At 72.4% G+C, this 16,521-nt stretch carries 15 protein-coding genes; 6 read left to right on the top strand and 9 right to left on the bottom strand.

Annotated elements, in window-relative coordinates:
* Positions 1-144 precede the first annotated feature (144 nt).
* Positions 145-1,830, bottom strand: coding sequence for an MFS transporter (locus AB8O64_RS08290; RefSeq protein WP_370418582.1), 1,686 nt, complete (start codon positions 1,828-1,830; stop codon positions 145-147).
* Between the two features lie 183 nt (positions 1,831-2,013).
* Between AB8O64_RS08290 and AB8O64_RS08295 the strand changes: the two genes are divergently transcribed.
* Positions 2,014-3,204, top strand: a complete 1,191-nt coding sequence (locus AB8O64_RS08295) for a mannosyltransferase family protein (RefSeq protein ID WP_370418583.1) — start codon at positions 2,014-2,016, stop codon at positions 3,202-3,204.
* A 262-nt stretch (positions 3,205-3,466) separates the two neighbouring features.
* A complete protein-coding gene (locus AB8O64_RS08300; RefSeq protein WP_370418584.1) occupies positions 3,467-4,474 on the top strand; it encodes a phosphatase PAP2 family protein in 1,008 nt (335 codons plus the stop codon).
* Between the two features lie 141 nt (positions 4,475-4,615).
* Here the strand turns inward: AB8O64_RS08300 and AB8O64_RS08305 are convergent, their stop codons facing one another.
* Entirely contained in the window at positions 4,616-4,831 is a 216-nt protein-coding gene (locus AB8O64_RS08305; RefSeq protein ID WP_370418585.1) for an I78 family peptidase inhibitor, read from the bottom strand.
* 512 nt (positions 4,832-5,343) lie between these two features.
* Between AB8O64_RS08305 and ctaD the strand changes: the two genes are divergently transcribed.
* On the top strand, positions 5,344-7,029 hold the full coding sequence (ctaD, locus tag AB8O64_RS08310) for a cytochrome c oxidase subunit I (protein WP_370418586.1): 1,686 nt from the start codon (positions 5,344-5,346) through the stop codon (positions 7,027-7,029).
* Here the strand turns inward: ctaD and AB8O64_RS08315 are convergent.
* From AB8O64_RS08315 to AB8O64_RS08325, 3 genes are read right to left on the bottom strand one after another with little or no spacing between them, the layout of a single operon-like run.
* The gene (locus AB8O64_RS08315; protein ID WP_370418587.1) at positions 6,917-7,957 is read right to left on the bottom strand and encodes a helix-turn-helix transcriptional regulator; all 1,041 of its coding nucleotides are present in this window, start codon (positions 7,955-7,957) and stop codon (positions 6,917-6,919) included. The two genes, ctaD and AB8O64_RS08315, sit on opposite strands and share 113 nt — an antisense overlap.
* A 60-nt stretch (positions 7,958-8,017) precedes the next feature.
* Positions 8,018-8,971 carry a hypothetical protein gene (locus AB8O64_RS08320; protein ID WP_370418588.1) on the bottom strand — a complete coding sequence of 318 codons (954 nt, stop codon included), beginning with the start codon at positions 8,969-8,971 and terminating at the stop codon, positions 8,018-8,020.
* Positions 8,971-10,218: a glycosyltransferase family 4 protein gene (locus AB8O64_RS08325; RefSeq protein ID WP_370418589.1), complete on the bottom strand. Its 1,248-nt coding sequence runs from the start codon at positions 10,216-10,218 to the stop codon at positions 8,971-8,973. The genes AB8O64_RS08320 and AB8O64_RS08325 overlap by 1 nt, the downstream gene beginning before the upstream one ends.
* Positions 10,219-10,494: 276 nt before the next feature.
* Here AB8O64_RS08325 and AB8O64_RS08330 point away from each other — a divergent pair, with 276 nt between their 5' ends.
* Positions 10,495-11,286, top strand: a complete 792-nt coding sequence (locus tag AB8O64_RS08330) for a hypothetical protein (protein WP_370418590.1) — start codon at positions 10,495-10,497, stop codon at positions 11,284-11,286.
* Between the two features lie 140 nt (positions 11,287-11,426).
* The gene (locus AB8O64_RS08335) at positions 11,427-11,753 is read left to right on the top strand and encodes a hypothetical protein (protein WP_370418591.1); all 327 of its coding nucleotides are present in this window, start codon (positions 11,427-11,429) and stop codon (positions 11,751-11,753) included.
* A 93-nt stretch (positions 11,754-11,846) separates the two neighbouring features.
* Here the strand turns inward: AB8O64_RS08335 and der are convergent, their stop codons facing one another.
* The 4 genes from der to AB8O64_RS08355 form a co-directional block, all read right to left on the bottom strand.
* On the bottom strand, positions 11,847-13,307 hold the full coding sequence (gene der, locus AB8O64_RS08340) for a ribosome biogenesis GTPase Der (RefSeq protein WP_130877035.1): 1,461 nt from the start codon (positions 13,305-13,307) through the stop codon (positions 11,847-11,849).
* A gap of 53 nt (positions 13,308-13,360) precedes the next feature.
* Positions 13,361-13,963 (bottom strand): lysophospholipid acyltransferase family protein, encoded by a 603-nt coding sequence (locus tag AB8O64_RS08345; protein WP_356454759.1) that lies wholly within the window; start codon positions 13,961-13,963, stop codon positions 13,361-13,363.
* A 62-nt stretch (positions 13,964-14,025) separates the two neighbouring features.
* Entirely contained in the window at positions 14,026-14,730 is a 705-nt protein-coding gene (cmk, locus tag AB8O64_RS08350) for a (d)CMP kinase (protein WP_370418592.1), read from the bottom strand.
* 157 nt (positions 14,731-14,887) lie between these two features.
* Positions 14,888-15,973 (bottom strand): prephenate dehydrogenase, encoded by a 1,086-nt coding sequence (locus AB8O64_RS08355; RefSeq protein ID WP_130877037.1) that lies wholly within the window; start codon positions 15,971-15,973, stop codon positions 14,888-14,890.
* Positions 15,974-16,130: 157 nt separating this feature from the next.
* Between AB8O64_RS08355 and AB8O64_RS08360 the strand changes: the two genes are divergently transcribed.
* Positions 16,131-16,493 carry a DUF952 domain-containing protein gene (locus tag AB8O64_RS08360; protein WP_370418593.1) on the top strand — a complete coding sequence of 121 codons (363 nt, stop codon included), beginning with the start codon at positions 16,131-16,133 and terminating at the stop codon, positions 16,491-16,493.
* Positions 16,494-16,521 lie beyond the last annotated feature (28 nt).

The raw sequence follows: 16,521 nt of genomic DNA on the forward strand, positions 1-16,521 counted from the left end.
GGTACGGACGCGCCCTCCGCCCGCGGTGTGATCATCCCAGTCGCCCCGACGCTACGACCGGGTAACCCCCGCCGTCCAGACCCTCGTGGGCCGGGCTGCGGCATGCCGGTGCCCGGGCGCGGACCCGCCGCGGCCCGGCCGGGGTCAGCCCGCCGTGGCCCCGCCCACCGGGGCGCGGTCGCGAGGTGCCGCCTCGGCGTCGTCCGCGCCGCACGGCGCGTCCTCGGCGGACGGCGCGCCGCACTCCATGACGCGCGGCAGGCGCAGGGCCGCGAGCGCGCCGAGGAGCAGCAGCCCGGCGCTGACGACGAGGGTGACGTGCAGGCCGTGGACGAAGGAGTCGCGCGCGGCGGTGCGCAGGGCCTCGCCGGCCGGGCCGCCGAGGCGGTGCGCGACCTCGTAGGCCTCGCCGAGGGAGTGGCTCGCGTCCGCGGCGGCCGCGCTCGGTACACCGGGGGCCGAGGTGACGCCGGGGCCGTAGGCGGCGTTCATGACGGTGCCCAGGAGGGCGATGCCGATGCCCGCGCCGAGCTGGTAGGAGGTCTCGCCGATCGCGGCGGCGCCGCCCGCGGACTCGGCGGCGGCCTCGCTGAGCATGGACTCGTACGCCCCGAAGAGCGTGGTCTCCAGGCCGAAGCCGAGGAGCACGAAGCCCGCGACGAGGACGGCGGGCCGGTCGTGCTGGCCCATCAGCGTCAGGGAGAGGACCGCCGCGGCGGTCAGCACGAAGCCGAGGCTCACCATCGCGCGCGGGCCGAAGCGGTGCAGCATGCGCGAGCCCGCGAGGCCCGAGGCCATCGCGGCGAGGGTGAGCGGCAGCAGCCGCAGACCGGTTTCGAGCGGGGTGAGGCCGAGGACGAGCTGGAGGTACTGGGCGGCTATCAGTTCGAGGCCGACCAGCGCCAGCATGGCCAGCACGATGCAGCCCACCGAGGTGCCGAAGGCCGGCCGGGCGAACAGGGTGAGGTCGACGAGGGGGTGCTTGCGGCGCCGCTGCCGGCGGGCGAAGAGGATCAGCAGGGCGATGCCCAGGGCCGTCGGCACGACGGTGGCGAGGCTCAGCAGCTCGCCGCCGCCCGCCCGCTTCACGCCGAGGACCATGCCGAAGAGTCCGAAGGCGGCCATCAGCGCGCCGAGGACGTCCCACGGCCCGTCCCGGTCGCCGGTCGACTCGGGCAGCAGCCAGCGTCCGATCGGGAGGCTGACCACCATCAGCGGGATGTTGATGAGGAAGACCGAACCCCACCAGAAGTGTTCGAGGAGGAATCCGCCGAGCAGCGGGCCGGCGGCCGCGCCCACGGCGGCCACGGCGCTCCAGATGCCGATCGCCAGCGCCCGCTCCCGCCGGTCGGGGAAGACCTGCCGGAGGATCGAGAGCGTGGCGGGCATGATCATCGCGCCGCCGACGCCGAGCAGCGCGCGGGCCGCGATGAGCACCTCGGGCGTGGTGGCGACCGCGGCGAGCGCGGAGGCGACGCCGAAGAGCCCGTAGCCGAGGAGGAGCACCCGGCGGCGGCCCACCCGGTCGCCGAGGGTGCCGAAGAGGATGAGGAGCGAGGCGCAGACGAGGGGGTAGACGTCGACGATCCACAGCAGCTGGATCGCGCCGGGCCGCAGGTCCTCGGTGACGGCCGGTACGGCGACGTGCAGCACGGTCGCGTCGACGGCGACCAGCAGCAGGCTGACGCACAGGACGACGAGGACGGTCCAGCGGTTCGCCCCGGCTCCCGGTCCGTGCCCGCGGCGCGGCCGCTGCCGCTGTCCGTACCGGGACCGCTGCCGGGGAACGCCCGCCGCCCGTGAGGGGCCGGCCGTGGTCGTCCCGGACATTCATACACCTCCGTGTCATGCGCGCTCGCCGCCGACCGCGGGCCTTGGGGGACTGTGGACCCGCGGGTGACCTGGGCGAGTGAGTCGACAGCGTACGCGAGTCCCGGACCGTCATACGTGGCCTCGCTCACGTCGAACGACGGACCGCCCGGGGCACGGGTGTGCATGCTGGACAATCGGTCGGTGACCGATCTCCTTTCCCCCACCGGCTCGGGCGCCCCCGCGGCCGCCGGTACCGGCCGTCCGCCCGGCGCCCGCGCGGCGCTGCGGCACGCCGCTCCCGCGCTGCTGGTGTACGCGGGGATCCGGGTGCTGGGGATCGTGGTGCTCGCGGTGTGGGGGTGGGTCGACGGCAAGGATCCGCATCAGCTGCTCTCGGCCCGCTGGGACTCGCTCTGGTACTCCCGGATCGCCGAGGAGGGCTACGGGTACACGCTGCATCTCAGTGGCGGCAAGGTCCATTCCGATCTGGCGTTCTTCCCGCTGCTGCCGTGGCTGGAGCGGGCGCTGTCCGCCGTCCTGTCGCTCTCGGCCGCCGACGCGGGGCTCGTGATCAGTGCCGTCGCCTCGCTCTTCGCCGCCTGGGCGGTCTTCGCGGTCGGCGACCGGGTCGGCGGGCGGCGCACCGGCGTCGCGCTCGCGGCGCTGTGGGCGGCGCTGCCGGTCGGCATCGTGCAGTCGATGGCCTACTCCGAGTCGCTCTTCACGGCGCTGGCCGCGTGGAGCGTGTACTGCGTGCTGACCGGCCGGTGGGTGTGGGCGGGTTCGCTCGCGGCACTGGCCGGGCTGACCCGGCCGGTGGGGGCGGCGGTCGTGGCGGCCGTGTGGATCACGGCGGCGGTGACGCTGCTGCGGGCGCGCCGCAGTGGCGGGCGGGAGCCGCTGGCCCGCATCGCGCTCGGGGTGGTGCTCGCTCCGCTCGGCTGGCTCGCGTACTTCGCCTGGGTCGGTGTGCGGACCGGCGGCGTGACCGGCTATCTGGACGTGCAGGGCGGCTGGGGCAACGGCTTCGACGGGGGGCTGGCCTTCGGTTCCTTCATAGCCGGGCGTCTGTCGGGCCCCGCCTGGCCCGCCGGCGTCGGCCTGCTGATCGGCGTCGCCCTGGTGATCTGGCTGTACCTGGCGGGGGTGCGGCAGCGCCAGCCGCTGCCGCTCCTCGTCTACGCCGGGGTGGTCCTGCTCCTCGCCCTGACCGCCAAGGGGTACTTCGGTTCCAAGCCGCGCCTGATGCTGCCCGCCTTCCCGCTGCTGCTGCCCCTGGCGGTGGCGCTCGCACGGCTGCGGACGGCGCGGGCGGCGGGGACGCTCGCGGCGGTGGCGCTGGTGTCCGCGCTCTACGGAGCGTTCTGGCTGCACGGCTCCGGCCCGCCATGATCGTCAATTTCGGGGCCGGAGCGGCCGGTCGGGGAAACGGCGCGGAACGCCCCGGCCACGTACTGATAAACGGTGTCACACAAAAGAGAATTAACGCATCGCGGACCTTGTCCGGCACCCTGCGCCGGATTCTTTAGGCGTTTCTTATTCCGCCTGCTCGAAGTGGTGACGGCCCGGCTTGAGACGCATTCCACATCACATCGCCATCACAATGAGGCCTGATCGGCCGAAGCCTCCCGTCACGCAATGTAACGTCCATTGAGTGCGTACCAACGACGAGCTCGCCCACGTGGAGGAGCGCCCCACCGAACCCGTGCGACCACGGATGACCCGGACCCGTCTGGGGATCTTCGTGGCGACCCTCACGGTCTATGTGGCGATCGTGGTCGGCGTGCTCACCACGTCCTGGCCCGTGCGTTTCGACTGGCAGGTCATGCTCTTCCGGCCGTACAAGCAGTGGCCGGAGATCCACACCTTCCTCGACTACTTCGTGGTCCTGGGCCAGCGCGGCCCGACCGCGGTCGCGGTGGCCGCCTGGCTGGGCTGGTGCACCTACAAGCAGAAGACCCTGCGCCCGCTGCTGGTGCTGGGCACCTCGCTGCTGCTGCTCAACGCCACCGTGGGCGCCGCGAAGATCGGCATGGGCCGGCTCGGTCCGCACTACGCCACCTCGATCGGCTCGAACGAGATGTTCGCCGGCGGCGACATATTCCCCTCCGGCCACACCGCGAACGCGGTGGTGACCTGGGGCGTCCTCGCCTATCTGGCCACCACGCCGCGGAGCCGCCGGGTCGCCTCCGTCAGTGCCGCGCTCCTCGCGCTCGGGGTCGGCATGACGACCGTGTACCTCGGCACCCACTGGATCAGCGATGTGACGCTCGGCTGGAGCGCCGGACTGCTGGTGCTGCTCTCCCTGCCGTGGTTCGAGGCGCCGATGGCGGTCGCCGAGGCGTGGCTGCTGGGCATCTGGCACCGGCTGCGCGAGCGCACCGCGCTCGTACCGGCCCCGGTCGCACCGATCGCCCTGGGCGGCCCGCGCACCCCGGTCGACGACGAACTGCCCGCCCGCGAACCGGTGGGCGCCGGCAGCCGCACCGGTGGGCGGGTCCCCGACGGCAGACCCCATCTGCCCCCCCGGCCGCACACGGCGCGCTCCGAGCGGACGCCGGTCACCCCGACCGGCAGCCGCCGCCCGCCGCACTCCGACCGGGCGCCGCGCACCTCGCCGGTGCTCCCGGCCACCGGTCGCGGCCGCACCGTCGGCGGCTGACCGAAGACACAGCGGCGCGGGGGCGGTACGCACCACTCCCCCGCGCCGGACAGAGCACGGCCCACGGACCGGCCCCGGAAGTTCCACCGAGCTTCCGGGGCCGGTCCGTCCGCGGTCCCCCCATGGGTGCGCCGGGCCCGGTCAGCCCTTCCAGCAGCGTCGTACGGTGTCGTCCTCGACCTCGAAGTTGAGCCGGCCCACCTGGTACTCCATGGTGATGATCGCGCCGGGCGGCAGCGCCCGGACCGTGGCCCAGCCGCGGGCCCGCGCCCGGTCGGCGGCCGACCCGGCATCGAGTCCCACATACGCCTCGGGGGCGTCGTCGGGGTCCGTCGGAAAGTTCGGTAGAGGTGCCATGCCAGCCACCGTAGGCGGCCCGGCGGGGGCGGTGGAAGGCGGGTCGTGCCATGACCTCATCCGCCCCACGTCCGCCACTGGTCACACTTGTGTTACAGAAAACTCGCGCCGGTTTGCCGTAACGCGGGTCACTCGTACGGGCCTTCTCATCTCCCGCCTCAAGCCTTCCGGTGACTTCCGGGGTGAATTCACCAGGCCTTTTCCGAACACCTCCGAAAACTCCCCCCAAGAGGGTGGAATTTTTACCGGAAAGGCATGTGGGCGTCATTACCCCGGGGTGGTTCCCGGCCTTCGGAAGTGCGGACCCAAGCCGATGGAAGGAACAATTCCGCCTGTCGGACGCATGAGTCCCGGGCAGGTGTTTGACGGGGCGTCGGCCCTGCCCCTCTTGGGCTGGACCGGTGGCCGACCGACACGCCGGACGGGTGAGGCACCCTCGCGCCCCGCCCCCGCGACGAGCATCATGACGGGTGCCCGAAAGCCCGTGTGAGCTGAAGCGAAGGGGTACGCGGATGGGGACCGACACCGCACAGGCGTCCGCCGGGCAGATCCGGGAGCGACGCCGCGGGCGGATCGTGGTCGACTGGCTGACGACCACGGACCACAAGAAGATCGGGTCCCTCTATCTGATCACCTCGTTCGCCTTCTTCGTCCTGGGCGGGCTGCTGGCCATGCTCATGCGCGCCGAACTGGCCCGCCCCGGCATGCAGCTGATCAACAACGAGCAGTTCAACGAGGCGTTCACGGCGCACGGCACGATCATGCTGCTGCTGTTCGCGACCCCGGCCTTCGCGGGCTTCGCCAACGCGATCATGCCGCTGCAGATCGGCTCCCCGGACGTGGCGTTCCCGCGGCTCAATATGTTCGCGTACTGGCTGTATCTCTTCGGCGGCCTGATCGTGGTGGCCGCCCTGGTGATGCCGCAGGGCGGCGCGACCTTCGGCTGGACCGCCTACGCGCCGCTGAACAGCATGGTCCGCTCGCCGGGCATCGGCACGGACATGTGGATCATGGGGCTGGCGCTCTCCGGTTTCGGCACGATCCTCGGCGCGGTGAACTTCATCACCACCATCATCGGGATGCGCGCCCCGGGGATGACGATGTTCCGGATGCCGGTCTTCACCTGGAACGTGCTGTTCACCTCGATCCTCATCATCATGGCCTTCCCGGTGCTCGCCGCGGCGCTGCTCTGCCTGGAGGCGGACCGGCGGTTCGGGTCGATGATCTTCGAGGCGCAGAACGGCGGATCGCTGCTGTGGCAGCACCTCTTCTGGTTCTTCGGCCACCCGGAGGTCTACATCATCGCGCTGCCGTTCTTCGGCATCATCACGGAGATCATCCCGGTCTTCTCCCGCAAGCCGATCTTCGGCTATGTGATGCTGATCGGCGCGACCATGGCGATCACCGCCCTGTCGATGGTGGTCTGGGCCCACCACATGTTCGCGACGGGCGCGGTGCTGCTGCCCTTCTTCTCCTTCATGTCCTTCCTCATCGCCGTGCCGACCGGGGTGAAGTTCTTCAACTGGATCGGCACGATGTGGCAGGGGTCGCTGTCCTTCGAGGCGCCGATGCTGTGGGCGACCGGCTTCCTGGTGAGCTTCCTCTTCGGCGGGCTCACCGGGGTGATCCTGGCCTCGCCGCCGCTGGACTTCCACGTCACGGACTCGTACTTCGTGGTCGCCCACTTCCACTACGTGGTGTTCGGGACGGTCGTCTTCGCGATGTTCGCGGGCTTCTACTTCTGGTGGCCGAAGTTCACGGGGAAGATGCTGGAGGAGCGGCTGGCGAAGATCCACTTCTGGACCCTCTTCGTCGGCTTCCACCTCACGTTCCTGGTCCAGCACTGGCTGGGCGCCGAGGGCATGCCCCGGCGCTACGCGGACTACCTCGCGGCCGACGGCTTCACGGCGCTGAACACGGTGTCCTCGATCGGCGCGTTCCTGCTGGGGCTCTCCACGCTGCCGTTCTTCTACAACATCTGGAAGACGGCCAAGTACGCCCCGCAGGTCGAGGTCGAGGACCCCTGGGGCTTCGGGCGTTCGCTGGAGTGGGCGACGTCCTGCCCGCCGCCCCGGCACAACTTCCTCACGCTGCCCCGGATCCGCTCCGAGTCGCCGGCCTTCGATCTGCACCACCCGGAGGTGGCTCGGCTCGAGGAGCCCTCACCTCCGGTAGAGCCCGACCGAGCCGGTCCCTGACCTCCCGTATCCGGTCGTTCAGCGCCTCCGGTTCACGGACCTCGAAGTCGAACCCCATGAGCACGATGTGAATGACCATCACATCGAGGGTGTGCGCACCCGTGCGCAGCAGACAGCTGTGCTCGTCGACCGCCTCCAGCACCCCGGCCGTGGGCGAGACGCGCTGCGCCGCCTCCTCCAGGGGCACCCGCAGCAGCACGGTGGCCTGTTCGGCGTAGACATCGGTGGAGACGCCCCGGGAGACATACGCGGCCAGGTCCTCGGCGGGCGGCTGCCGGGGAGCGCAGCGCGGTCCGTGCGGCGGTGTGGGGGTGATGCGGTCGGCGCGGAAGGTCCGCCAGTCCGCGCGGTCGACATCCCACGCGACGAGGTACCAGCGGCGCTGGGCCCACACCAGCCGGTGCGGCTCCACGGTCCGCCGGGTGGCTTCGCCCTCGTGGCCGCGGTAGTCGAAGCGCAGCCGGCGGCTGTCCCGGCAGGCGTGGGCGAGTTCGGTGAGGACCTCCGCGTCGACGGTGGGCCGGCCGGGGCCGGCGGGCATCGGCACGGTGAAGGCGTTCAGGGCGCTCACCCGGCGCCGCAGCCGCTCGGGGAGGACCTGCTCCAGCTTGGCGAGCGCCCGCACGGACGTCTCCTCGATGCCCTCGACGCCACCGCTCGCCGCCGTCCGCAGCCCCACCGCGACAGCCACGGCCTCCTCGTCGTCCAGCAGCAGCGGCGGCAGCTGGGCGCCGGGGCCCAGCTGGTAGCCGCCGGCCGTGCCGGGCGCGGAGTGCACCGGGTAGCCCAGCCCGCGCAGCCGATCGACGTCCCGCCGCACCGTGCGGGCCGTCACGCCGAGCCGCTCGGCGAGGTCCGGGCCGGACCATTCGCGATGGGCCTGCAAGAGGGACAGCAGGCGCAGCAGTCGTGCCGAGGTCTCCACCATGCGACCGAGTCTGCCAGCCGTCGAGGACAGCTGCTGTCCTCGACGGCCGCACCGCAGGGCCTACCGGGTGGCCGGGGGCCGCTCGTCGATCCGGACCGAAAGGTCGTTGTCGGCGGTGTAATACGGCCCGGCCTGGGCAGCCGCGTAGGGGGTGTCGATCGCGCGCGGCGGATAAGCGAAAATCTGCTGCTTGTCGACGACGTCGTCCAGGAGACGGGCGATCCGGACCGGGTCCGTGTCGTCCGGGCGGCGCAGGGCCAGATCCCAGACGTCCAGGCCGCCCCGCCACTCGGCGGACAGTTCCGCGTACGGCAGGGTGAAGGTGAAGTCCGCGTCGTCGGCGGTGACCGGGGCGGTGACCACCAGGTCGGCGTCGCGGCGGCAGCGGGCCTCCACGACCGCGTCGGCGAGCCATGCCCCGGGGTCCTCGACCCGGTAGAGGACCCCGTGGACGGTCAGGGCGTCGTCGTCGAGGACGATGTCCCCGGCCTCGGCGTGGGGGCCGCGCAGCCAGCTGCGCAGCGAGAGGTTGCCGTGCTTCGTCGCGTAGGGGATGCGGACGGCGAGCGGCGAGGTGCTGGGGCCGGGTCTGCGGTCGACCAGCGAGCGCAGATCGAGCAGCCCGGGCACGAGCCGCACCGGGTCCTCGTCGCCCTGGGCGACGTGGACGTCCCAGCGGCCCTCGGGCAGCGCGACGGTGCTGGGCAGCACCGCCCGCAGCCGGCCGTCGCCGTTGGGCGTCAGCGGCAGACGGATCTCTTCGGCCTCTTCGGCCCCGCCGGCCCGACGGCGCAGGACGAGCGCGGCGGACCAGTGGTCCGAGGTGTCGGAGCGCTCGGGGGCGTCGAGGTCGAAGGTCAGTCCGCCCGCGGAGTCCGCGATGCAGTCGGCCGTGGGGTTGCCCATGCCGAAGGCCAGGGGAGGGGCAGACACGGTGGTGGGCTCCTCGGGAGTGTCGGTCGGGTGGGTCTGCCCGGAACGGGCCGCGCCGGCGGGCCGGTCGGGAGGCGTCATCAGGCACGCACCTTTCGCAGGGCGGACCTACTGGCGTCCTTGGCCTGGAACGCGCTGCTGAGCAGGGCGCCCCGGGTGCGGTGCAGCGAGCCGCGCAGGCCGCCGCGCCGGGTCAGGTCGGAGAAGAGCTCTTCGTAGCGCCCGGCGACATGGGCCGGGTCGAAGCGGGCCGAGCTGGAGAGCGCCTCGCGGCCCATCCGCTGGCGCAGTTCGTCGTCGTTGATCAGCTTCAGCAGCCCGGCGGCGATCTTGTCGACCTTGCCGGTGGGCACCAGCAGACCGTCGACCCCGTCGTTGATGATCTCGCCGGGCCCGTGCGGGCAGTCGGTGGAGACGACGGGCAGGCCGCAGCGCATCGCCTCGACGATGGTCATGCCGAACGATTCGAGGCTGGAGGTCACCGCTCCGATGGAGCCCTTGACCCACTCGGGGTCCAGGGGGTTGGCGGGGCCCATGAGGAAGACGTGGTTGTACAGGCCGCGCTTGTCGATCTGGGCGCGCAGCTTCGCGCGCTCCGCGCCGGCGCCGTAGATCCGCAGCCGCCAGTCGGGGCGCTCGGCGACGACCTTCTCGAAGGCGCGGATCAGCACGTCGTAGCGCTTGGCGGGGGCGAGCCGGCCGGCGGCGACCACCCACTTGGCGCTGCCGTCCGCGGGGGCGAGGGCCGGGGCGGGGATGCTGTTGGGCACCGCCTCGACGCGCACACCGGGCAGCCGCATCAGCTTGCGGTAGGTCGCGGCGTCGGCCTCGGTGACGGTGGTGACCGCGTCGAGCCTGGGGTAGTGCGTGCGCAGCGTCAGCTTCAGCTGCGGGGTGTGGGTGCTCAGCGTCAGGTGCTCCTGGCCGACGCGGACCGGACCGCGCCGCGCCTGCTGGGCGATGTGCACGTTGAGCCCGGGGCGGGTCCCCACTATGACGTCGCAGTCGAGGCTCCCCAGGTGCTCCGCGATCCGCCGGTCGGTGAGCGCGCTGTACTGCTTGTAGCGGCCTTCGGTGGCGGGGAAGACGGAGGCGGGGCGCTCCTGCTCGGGGTCGTCGCCCTCGTAGCCCGGAGTGCCCTTGCGGAGATCCACCAGGTGGCGCAGCCGCACCTTCGCGCCGGGGGCGAAGACGGGCTCCTCGCGATGGCGGAAGACGGAGACGATCTCCACGTCGTGCTGCTCGGCGAGCGTGCTCGCGAGGTTGTACGTGGTGCGGATCGTGCCACCGATTCCGTACGCGTTGTGAATCAGGAATGAGATGTGCATTCGTCCCCGTATGCAGCCGTTTGCCGCGGACGTTACCAAGCAGCCCGCCTACTGAGAGGTTAGACCGTGGTGAGGGCTTCGGGGTTGGCCCTGATCACCAACTCGTTCTCGAACCGATGAGGAATCGGTAGCGGATCCGGGGAACTTTTGGTGATCTTCCCCGAAAGCCGCCACAGGGCCCGGCCCGGGCGTGACCCCCGCCCGGGATCGCCCGTTGTCTCCTTACGAGCCGGGAACCGCCCGGCGCGTGACGACCCACAGTTCGAGGAGCCCCCCGTGCCGCGCATGCTCGACGTCAGCGACGACGTACGTGCCGAGATCGGTGACGAAGAAGCCGCCCGACTGCTCGGCGGTGACAGTGCCCCGGGCAGCTACGACTGCACGTCCTGCCGCACCCCCGGCCACACCGAGCGGGAGCGCACCAGCACCGTGCTCTTCGTCGGCGAGGAGACGGCCGTGCTGGCCTTCGCGCACGCCGCCTGCATCCCTTCGCAGGTCGTTCCCGTCTCCGAGGAGCAGCTCCAGGGAGCGGTGCGGTCCATCACGGCCGCGAGCGAGCAGAACGTCCCGGCGCCGATCACCCCCGACAGCCCCCTCCAGGCCGAGCTGGGGGTGACCAGCGGACTGCTCCTGATCGGCGGCGAGCTGCAGCCGGCGCTCGTCGTCGAACCGCTCGGCCCCATCGCCCGCCCGGGCACGGACGGGCCGGTCGACGTCTTCCTGCCGCTGCTCATCGAGCAGGGCTTCGCACCGGTCGCCGCCGTCGACCAGGTCCCGGCGCCCACCCCGGGCTGGTCGGTGCTGCTGGCCATGGGCCAGCTGCACGCGATCCTCCAGCCGGGCACCGGCGGCGGCACGCCCACCGCCTGGTGGCAGGCGCACCAGGCGATGCAGGTCGCCGCCGAGTGGCGGTCCGCCGTCAACAAGACCCAGCGGGTGCTGGTCTTCGCGGCCCCGGTCGGGACGATCGGCCAGCAGCCGCGCGAGGACCTGCTGCGCGAGGCGCTCGACCGGGCCGCGGCGCGCGGTCAGCTGGTCGCGGCCGCGATGCCCCTCGCGGGCACATGATCAGCGGAATGCACCCCGCCCGCCACGCACCGGCGGGCCATTCGCAGTCAGGCCCGCATCCGACGGGCCACGGGGTCGTTGGCACTGATGTGTACACATACGATCCCGCATCCAGGACCTCGTACAACCACATTCCCGGTATGCGGCCACCCCGCGACGCCGCCCCCGACGCCCTCGCCGTCTCGGTCACGCCGATCTACGACGCGCTCTACTCCGAGTACCGCAGGTCGTTCCGGGCGCTCCCGGGCGACCGCTCGGGCGAGGAGGACCTGGGCTTCAAGGGCTTCGGCGCCCAGCACCGGGCGTACGGCGGGCAGAACTCCCCGGGCCAGTCCGGGCAGTCGTCGTACTCGGGACAGTCCGGCTACCCCGGTTCCTGGGACTCGTACTACGGGCGGCAGCGCGGCGGGCCGGTGCCCGCCGCGCTGCCGCCCGCTCCACGCGACAACCGGACGCGCGGCTTCTAGCCGAAGCCGCGCGTCCCGGTCACTTCGCACGGCCGCTCGCCCGCCCGTCCGGAACCGCTTCACCCGGGTCCCGGCCGGGTCCGACCGGCCGCGTTACTTGTTACGACCGCGCTTCTCACGCACCCGCACGGAGATGTGGATCGGCGTCCCCTCGAAGCCGAACTCCTCGCGCAGACGGCGCTCGATGAAGCGGCGGTAGCCGGCCTCCAGGAAGCCGGAGGCGAAGAGCACGAACCGCGGCGGACGGGTGCCCGCCTGGGTGCCGAACAGGATGCGGGGCTGCTTGCCGCCACGGATCGGGTGCGGGTGCGAGGCGACGATCTCACCGAGGAAGGCGTTGAGCCGCCCGGTCGGGATGCGCGTCTCCCACCCGGCCAGGGCGGTCTCGATCGCCGGGACGAGCTTCTCCATGTGGCGGCCGGTCATCGCCGAGACGTTGACCCGCGGGGCCCACTGAATCTGAGCGAGCTCGGTCTCGATCTCGCGCTCCAGGTAGTAGCGGCGCTCCTCGTCCAGCGTGTCCCACTTGTTGAACGCCACGACCATCGCACGGCCGGCGTCGACGGCCATCGTGATGATCCGCTGGTCCTGGACACTGATGGACTCGCTCGCGTCGATCAGGATGACCGCGACCTCGGCCTTCTCCACGGCGGCCGCGGTACGCAGCGAGGCGTAGTAGTCCGCGCCCTCCTGGAGGTGGACGCGGCGGCGGATGCCGGCGGTGTCCACGAACTTCCAGGTCACGCCGCCCAGCTCGATCAGCTCGTCGACCGGGTCGCGGGTGGTGCCGGCCAGCTCGTTGACGACGACGCGCTCCTCGCCCGCCACCTTGTTCAGCAGCGAGGACTTGCCGACGTTCGGGCGGCCGATCAGGGCGATGCGGCGCGGGCCGCCGACCGTGGCGCCGAAGGTCTGGGCCGGGGCCTCGGGCAGCGCCTCGAGGACGGCGTCCAGCATGTCGCCGGTGCCACGGCCGTGCAGGGCGGAGACCGGGTGCGGCTCGCCGAGGCCCAGCGACCACAGCATCGCGGCGTCGGCCTCGGCGGACGGGCCGTCGACCTTGTTGGCGCAGAGCACGACGGGCTTGCCGGCCCGGCGCAGCAGCTTGACGACGGCCTCGTCGGTGTCGGTCGCGCCGACCGTGGCGTCCACCACGAAGACCACCGCGTCGGCGGCCTCGATGGCGAACTCGGCCTGGGCGGCGACGGAGGCGTCGAGGCCCAGCACATCCTGCTCCCAGCCGCCGGTGTCGACGACCTTGAAGCGGCGGCCGGCCCATTCGGCCTCGTACGTCACCCGGTCACGGGTGACACCGGGCTTGTCCTGGACGACGGCCTCGCGGCGGCCGATGATGCGGTTCACCAGCGTCGACTTGCCGACGTTGGGGCGGCCGACCACGGCGAGCCGGGGCAGTGGCCCGTGCCCGGCGGCGGCGAGCTCGCCCTCGATGTCCTCCGGGTCGAAGCCTTCCTGCGCCGCGAGCTCCATGAACTCCGCGTACTCGGCGTCGCCAAGCTCACCGTGCTCGTCGCCGGAGTGGATCTGGTCGTTCATGAAGTCCGTTCCTCGTTCTTCGTCATCGGCGGTCCCGTCTGCGGTCCCGCTACTCAAGTCTCGTCGTTGCTGCGGCCGGTCAGCCGCTTGGCGTCCGCCAGGTGTGCGGCGAGCCGCCCCTGGATGCGGGTCGTCGCCGCGTCCAGCGCCGCCCGGGTGCGCCTGCCGCTGCCGTCGCCCGCCTCGAAGGGGTCACCGAAGACCACGTCGATACGGCTGCGCAGCGGCGGCAGGCCCGGTATCGCCCGGCCGCGCCGCTCGGCGCTGCCCAGCACCGCGACCGGCACGATCGGTGCGCCGGAGCGCACCGCGAAATAGGCGAGCCCGGCGCGCAGCGACGCGAAGTCGCCCTCGCCCCGGGTGCCCTCGGGGAAGATCCCCAGCACACCGCCGCGCTCCAGCACGCCCAGCGCGTCGATGACCGCGGCCCGGTCGGCCGTCGTCCGGTCCACCTTCAGCTGACCGATCCCCCGCAGGAACGGGTCCAGCGGGCCGACGAACGCCTCCCGCTTGATCAGGAAGTGCACCGGCCGGGGCGCGGTGCCCATCACCATCGGACCGTCGATGTTGTGGGAGTGGTTGACGGCCAGCACGACGGGCCCCGCGGCGGGCACCCGCCAGGCACCCAGCACACGCGGCTTCCACAGCCCGTACATGAGCCCGATACCGATCCGCCGCCCGACGGCGGCACCGGACTCGGAGCCCGTCACCGAACCTGTCACGCGACCGCCCGCTTCTCCTCGACAAGCGTGACGACGCACTCGATGACCTGCTCCAGCGTCAGCTCGGTGGTGTCCACCTCGACGGCGTCGGCCGCCTTCGCCAGCGGCGAGGTCTTGCGACCGGAGTCGGCGGCGTCCCGCTTGATCAGGGCGGCCTGGGTGGCGGCCAGATCGGTGGCCTCCTTGCCCTTCAGCTCGCCGCTGCGACGCGCGGCACGGGCCTCGGCGGAGGCGGTGAGGAAGATCTTGAGGTCGGCGTCCGGCAGCACGGTCGTGCCGACGTCACGGCCCTCGACCACGATGCCGTGCGGCGCCTCGGCGGCGATCGCGCGCTGCAGCTCGGTCAGCCGGGTCCGCACCTCGGGCACCGCGCTGACGGCGCTGACCGCGGCGGTGACCGCCTGGGTGCGGATGGGCGCGGCCGCGTCGGCCCCGTCGACCGTGATGGTCGGCGCCGAGGGGTCGGTGCCGGAGACGATCTCGGGCTTGCCGGCGGCGTCGGCGACGGCCTCGGCGTCGTTCACGTCGATGCCGTTGTTCAGCATCCACCAGGTGATCGCCCGGTACTGGGCGCCGGTGTCCAGGTAGCGCAGCCCGAGCTTGGCGGCCACGGCCTTGGAGGTGCTGGACTTGCCCGTGCCGGAGGGGCCGTCGATGCCGACAATCACTGCTGCCGGTGCGGTCCGGGCGGCGGTTTCCACGGTGTCAGACACCTTCCTCAAGCACAGGGCGGGAAAATTTTTGCGGTACGGGCCCGAGAGAGCCTCCGCTCAAGGTTACTGGCTCCCCGGACCGCCCCGCGCAGCCGATGGTTTCCGGCTCCCGCGACAGGCCCCCGCCGGCAGGGGACCGCCCGCCTCACTGCCGGATCGACCAGCCCCGCTCGCGCAGCGCCGCCGTGAGGCCCGGAGCCATGCTCGGCTCGACCATCAGCTGGATCAGACCCGCCTGCTGACCGGTGGCGTGCTCGATCCGGACGTCCTCGATGTTGACGCCCTCCCGGCCCGCGTCCGCGAAGATCCGGGCCAGCTCGCCCGGCTGGTCGCCGATGAGCACGGTCACCGTCTCGTACGCGGCCGGGGCCGCGCCGTGCTTGCCGGGGACCCGGGAGCGGCCGGCGTTGCCGCGCCGCAGGACGTCCTCGATGCCGGCCGCGCCCTCGTCGCGCTTGTCCTCCTCGGCGGACTGCAGGGCGCGCAGGGCCCGTACCGTCTCGTCGAGGTCACCGGCGACGGCCGCGAGGACGTCGGCGACCGGGCCGGGGTTGGCGGAGAGGATGTCGATCCACATCCGGGGGTCGGAGGCCGCGATCCGGGTCACATCACGGATGCCCTGCCCGCACAGCCGCACGGCCGTCTCGTCCGCGTCCCGCAGCCGGGCCGCGACCATGCTGGAGAGCAGCTGCGGGGTGTGCGAGACGAGCGCGACGGCCCGGTCGTGGGCGTCGGCGTCCATGACGACGGGGACGGCGCGGCACAGCGCGACGAGTTCGAGGGCGAGGTTGAGGACCTCGGTGTCGGTGTCCCGGGTGGGGGTGAGCACCCAGGGGCGGCCCTCGAAGAGGTCGGCGGTGGCCGCCAGCGGGCCGGAGCGCTCCCGGCCGGCCATCGGATGCGTGCCGAGGTAGCCGGTGAGGTCGCAGCCGAGCGCCTCCAGCTCGCGGCGCGGGCCGCCCTTGACGCTGGCGACGTCGAGGTAGCCGCGGGCGAGGCCGCCCCGGATCGCCTCGGCGAGGGTGTTGGCGACGTACGCGGGCGGTACGGCCACGATGACGAGGTCGACGGCCCCCTCGGGCGCCTCGTCCGTGCCGGCGCCGAGGGCGGCGGCCGTCCGGGCCTGGGCGGGGTCGTGGTCCATGAGGTGCACCTGGACCCCGCGGCCCGCGAGAGCGAGCGCTGCGGAGGTGCCGATCAGTCCGGTGCCGATGACGAGGGCGGTTCTCACTGGGCGATGTCCTTGCGGAGGGCGGCCGCGGTGGGGTGCGTTCGCGTGGGTCGTACGTGGATCATGTGTGTCCGTCCACCCTAGCCAGCCGTTCGGCGGCCCGTTCCCGGCGACCGCCCTCCGGGACGGGCGCGCCCGCGTCGGGTAGAACGTGTCCATGATCTTCCACTTGGTTCCCCTGGACGACTGGCTGGCCGTGCCCGACCGCCCGTACTCCCCCGCGTCACTGGCGTCCGACGGTTTTGTGCACTGTTCCCCGGACGAGGAGACCACGCTCGCCGTGGCGTCCGCCTTCTACCGTGAGACCACCGGTCCGCTGATGGTGCTGCTGATCGACGAGCACAAGCTGGATGTCATGGTCCGCTGGGAGGCGGCGGACCCGGCGCCGCCGCCCGGGGTGCCGGCACAGACGCTCTTCCCGCACGTCTACGGCCGGATCAGCCGTGACGCGGTCGAGGGGATGATGGAGGTCCGGCGCGACGAGGAGGGCCGGGCACTGGGCCTCGAGGTGTGGTCGTAGAGCGGCGAAATCACGGTGACAGGCCGGG

The organism is Streptomyces sp. QH1-20, assembly GCF_041283565.1.
GTDB classification, from domain to species: Bacteria; Actinomycetota; Actinomycetes; order Streptomycetales; family Streptomycetaceae; genus Streptomyces; species Streptomyces syringius.